General features: G+C 74.7%; 5 protein-coding genes and 1 pseudogene. 2 read left to right on the forward strand and 4 right to left on the reverse strand.

Annotated features, from left to right (window positions below):
- Positions 1-312 (forward strand): annotated as a pseudogene (locus JF597_RS51695) (hypothetical protein); the annotation flags it as partial.
- 3 nt (positions 313-315) lie between these two features.
- On the opposite strand, the gene JF597_RS51700 reads toward JF597_RS51695, so the two are convergent.
- Both JF597_RS51700 and JF597_RS51705 read right to left on the reverse strand, forming a co-directional pair.
- Complete coding sequence (locus JF597_RS51700; RefSeq protein ID WP_294013624.1) at positions 316-2,058, reverse strand: prolyl oligopeptidase family serine peptidase; 1,743 nt, start codon at positions 2,056-2,058, stop codon at positions 316-318.
- Positions 2,055-2,756: a hypothetical protein gene (locus JF597_RS51705; protein WP_294013626.1), complete on the reverse strand. Its 702-nt coding sequence runs from the start codon at positions 2,754-2,756 to the stop codon at positions 2,055-2,057. Before JF597_RS51705 ends, JF597_RS51700 begins: the two co-directional genes overlap by 4 nt.
- Before the next feature lie 363 nt (positions 2,757-3,119).
- Between JF597_RS51705 and JF597_RS51710 the strand changes: the two genes are divergently transcribed.
- Positions 3,120-3,563: a hypothetical protein gene (locus tag JF597_RS51710; RefSeq protein ID WP_294013628.1), complete on the forward strand. Its 444-nt coding sequence runs from the start codon at positions 3,120-3,122 to the stop codon at positions 3,561-3,563.
- On the opposite strand, the gene JF597_RS51715 is transcribed toward JF597_RS51710, so the two are convergent.
- Positions 3,564-4,025, reverse strand: a complete 462-nt coding sequence (locus JF597_RS51715) for a thermonuclease family protein (RefSeq protein WP_294013630.1) — start codon at positions 4,023-4,025, stop codon at positions 3,564-3,566.
- Complete coding sequence (locus tag JF597_RS51720; protein WP_294013632.1) at positions 4,022-4,285, reverse strand: hypothetical protein; 264 nt, start codon at positions 4,283-4,285, stop codon at positions 4,022-4,024. The genes JF597_RS51715 and JF597_RS51720 overlap by 4 nt, the downstream gene beginning before the upstream one ends.
- Between the last annotated feature and the right edge of the window lie 150 nt (positions 4,286-4,435).

Consider the following 4,435-nt stretch of genomic DNA (forward strand, 5'->3'; position numbering starts at 1 on the left):
TCGAACCTGCAGAGCCAGAACCAGATCAGCAACCTGCGGGCGCAGCGCATCAAGGCCTACCTCGCCCAGATCGAGGCCAACGCCGGCGACCTGGTGGCTCCGTCCCCGACGCCGACGCCGTCGGAGACGCCCTCACCGACGCCGTCCCCCACGCCGTCGCCGACCCCGTCCCCGACGCCGTCTCCCACTCCGAGCCCGACACCGTCGCCGACCCCGCCGGCCGAGACCTCGCCGCCGGCGCTGCCGTCGATCGGGCTCGGCAACGGGAACGGCAACGGCCACGGCAAGGCGAGCGCGACGGCCACCCCCTGAGGCTCAGCTCGGGACGGTCAGCCCCAGGTGCCGCCCGACGAACTCCAGCTCCGCGCGCATCTGCCGGATCCGCTCCTCGACGACCAGCGAGCCGTGGCCGGCGTCGAAGCGGTAGACCTCGACGTCCTTCCCGAGCTCGGTCGCGGCCTGCACCCAGTTGTCGATCTGCCGGATCGGGCAGCGCGGGTCGTTGGCCCCGGCCAGGATCAGCACCGGCACCCGGACGTGCTCGACGTAGGTGAGCGGCGAGCACCGCTCGTAGAGCTCCGGCAGGTCGAGCGGCGACCCGCCGAACAGTGACCGGTCGAAGGCCCGCAGCGGCTCCATCTCGTCCTCGTAGGCCGCCACGTAGTCGGCCACCGGGACCGCGGCCGAGCCGAGGTCCCACAGCTCGGGCTGGGTGCCGAGGCCGAGCAGGGTGAGGTAGCCGCCCCAGGAGCCGCCGGCCAGCACGCACTGCGAGGCGAGCCCGGACGAGACGGCCCAGTCGCGTACGGCAGCGACGTCCTCGAGCTCGGTCAGCCCCGGACGGCCCTCGATGGCGTCGCGCCAGGCGGCGCCGTAGCCGGTGGACCCGCGGTAGTTGACGTGCACGACGGCGCAGCCGAGGTCGACGAACGCGGCCCGGTCGGCGGCGAAGGAGTCGCTGTCGTGCCACTGCGGCCCGCCGTGCACCAGGAACACCGTCGGGAACGGCCCCTCGCCCGCAGGCGTCGCCACCAGCGCGTGCACCGGCCCGCCCGGACCGTCCACGAAGACGTCGGTGACCGGCACCGACGGGGGTGCGAGCGGGCCCGGTGCCTCGAGCACCGGCAGCCCGGACGTGGACCGGATGACGGCAGGTGCGGCCGACGAGGACCAGCGGTACTCCACCGACCCGTCCGGCCGCGGGGTGGCGTCGACGACGCAGCCCTCGCCGGGACCGAGGTCCTCGACCGTCCCGTCGAAGCCGACCCGGTGCAGCGTCGCGCGGCCGCGCGCCTCGGACACGACCAGCAGCGCTGAGCCGTCCACGACGTACTCCGCCGTGAGGTCGCCGGGCAGGTCCACCGCGAGCCGGTCGACCTCACCCGAGTCCAGGTGCCAGAGCAGCGGCTCCGGCCGGCCCCCCTTCTCGTGCAGCGCCAGCACCGTCGAGCCGTCGGGGGAGAACTCGATCCCGTGCAGCCCCAGTCCCTCGCCGTCCCAGAGGTCACCGACGACGGCACCGTCGACCGTCAGCACCCGCAGCGCCCGGTGCCGGGAGTCGCCGTGCTCGGAGTGCTCGATCAGCACCAGCCGGTCGTCGCGGGACAGGGCAGCGACGTCCGCGTCGTCCTTGGACGCGTACAGCACGCTGGTCCCGTCGGGCCGTACGACGTACAAGGTGGAGCCGTCGTCGGTCGAGACGCCCACGACGCTCAGGCCGCGACCGACCTCGCAGCCGGCGCTGTACCCGGCGTGCACCCCGGGCGCCGCCACGACGGCGTCCCCGCCCGCGAACGGCTGCTTGCGCCAGATCCCGAACTCGTCGCCGTCGTGGTCGTCGAACCACCACAGCTGCTCACCGTCCGGCGACAGCAGCCCGTCGGTCGTGCCGTTCGGCCGCGACGTCGCCTGCGCGGTCGCCCCCGTGCCGCGGTCCCACGTGTAGAGCTCGAAGGTGCCCGTGGCGTTGCTGGAGTAGAAGCACCGGTCAGGGGCGTCCTCTGCCCACTCCGGCAGCGAGACGCGGGGGGCGCGGAAGCGGTCCTCCCACGCCGTCACAGCACCCTCCAGGACAGCGACCCGCCCTCGTCCTCGTAGGACAGCTCGTCCAGGAACGCCCGCGCCGGCAGCGCCTCCGCCGTCGCGAGCGCACCGACGCCTTCGACCTGCTGCGACGCCGCCACGAGGAACCGCGCCGTCATCCCGTACGCGTCGCGCACGTCCACCCGCACCCGCACCTCGTCGCTGCCGGCGCGGGCCACCGACCAGGTGCTCGACACGGTCATCCCCCGCTGCTCCTCCGTCGGCCCCTCCGGCATCCGCTCGACGAGCCGCTCCAGCAGCGGCCTCGCCAGCCGCACCAGCGGCTGCGCGTACGGCGAGACCGGCCCGACCGCCTGGGCCACCCGGGTCGCCCATCCGGGCGCGGCGATGCCCGTCCGGACCACCGCCTGCGGCTGGTGCAGCGGCACCGTGAGCTCCTCGCCCCACGGCACCCGGACGGCGGTGACGGCGCCGGGAACGTCGAGCCGGCCCACCCGCGGGCGCATCGACGCGACCGCGCCCAGGCCGCTCCTGGCGGTGCCTCGGGTGGCCGCGCCGCCCGCCATCGCGTAGACCACGTCGACCTCCTCTGGGCGACGACCGAGCTCCTCCGCGGCCACCGCGACACCGAGGTCGCCCGGGACGTAGTCGAAGCCGCAGGCGGGCACCAGCGCCGGTCCCGCACCGCGGTACCTACCGTAGACCTCGGCCATGAAGGCGGGCTCGCCCGTGGAGTCGACGTACGGCGTGCCCGTCCGGACGGCTGCCTCGACCGCCGGCCAGCCGTGCAGCGCGAAGGGGCCGACCAGGTGATCAGCACGTCCGCCCCGTCCAGGAACGCGTCCAGCGAGCGCGGGTCGGTGAGGTCGACGACGTGCCGCTCACCGGTCGACGGCACCTCCGCCAGCCGCACCTTGGAGCGCCCGCCGACGCGGTGCGGGATGTCGCGCCGCTCGAGCTCGGCGGCCGTCAGCCGCCCCGTGTAGCCGGTGGCCCCCAGAAGAGCGACAGTGCGAGTCATGCGGCGAGCGTAGAGGGGGCTTGGGTCGCGGCCTGCAGGTGCCGATAGAGGCAGGGTGAACCCCCTCGAAGAGCTCGCCGCCGCTGCGTACGAGGACGTCGCGATCACTGAGGTGATCCGTCCCGCCGCCGTGCTGCCGGAGTCCGCCGCGCGCGTGGTGCTGGTGGAGCTCGCCCTCCGCGACGTCCGCAACGACGGCCAGTGGTGGAGCAGCCCCACGATGTGGCGCCGCTACGACCGCCCGTGGGACGACCCCGAGGTGCCCGGCCACGCCGAGCTCATCGGGAGCCTGCAGGTCACCTACGGGACCCCCATGAAGTACGCGATCACCGTGTACCGCGCCACCGTCACCCCGTTCGGCGCCCTGCACGGCTGGACCGTCGAGGCGCTCTGCGACGAGGCGCTCGGCTTCGGCGGCTACACCCTCGCCGACTGCCCCCGCGCCGACCTCAACCCGCCGCCCAAGCCGTTCCCGAAGACGCCGCTGCAGCGCGGCTAGTCAGCCGCAGGCACCCCAGAGGCCGGCCCGCTCGCGCCGCGCGGCCGCGAAGGCGTCGTCGAGCTGTGCCGCGAGCGGCGGGTTCTCGTGCCGGAACTCGGCGAGGTACCGGTCGTTCGCGTAGCCGTGCCGCGCGAGGAAGACGTTGAGGTTGGTGCCGTCGGCGAGGTACACGACGGAGACCGACCGGCCGTAGCTGTCGTGGGAGTACACCTGGGCGCGGAAGCCCTTGCGCACCAGCCGCTTCCGCTCCGCACTGGCGGTCTGCCCGTAGCACTCGTCGAGCTCGGGAGTGTTCACCAGACCGAGGCGGTACTCGTGCCCGGCGGTGTCCTTCCACGAGTCGCCGTCGCCGTTGGCGGCGGCGTGCAGCAGCGGTCCCGCCCCTGCCGGGGGCGTGACGGCCGGGGCGGCGGTGGAGCAGCCGGCCAGCAGCAGCAGGAGGGCGAGCCCGCGCCTCATGCCTTGCGGGAGATCCGCACGACGCCCTTGTCGAGGTCGACCCCGAGCGGGTCGCCCTCGGTGCCCTGCTGGAACGCGGTGTTGGCCATCCGGCGCTGCTCGTCGGCGACGTGCCCCACCGCGGGGGTGAACGCCGACATCAGCTCGCCCAGCGCCCCGGTGGCGCCGCCCTTGGGCTGCGCCTGCAGCTTGGCCCACCGCCGGTCGCGCCGGACCTGGTCGGCCGCGCCCTCAGGGCTGTCCTGCGGGGTGGAGGTCACCCCACGAGGGTAGGCGCCGGCAGCGACATCCGGGCCAGATCGCGCCTGGCCAGCCAGGCGTAGCCCCAGCTCCGCGCGGGCTGCTCCACCCAGCGGTGCAGCAGGGCGGCGGCCACGACCGCAGCGGCCGCGCCCGTCGCGTTGGTGGCC

Origin of the sequence: Streptomyces sp., assembly GCF_019510245.1 — a bacterium.
Lineage (GTDB): Bacteria > Actinomycetota > Actinomycetes > Streptomycetales > Streptomycetaceae > Streptomyces.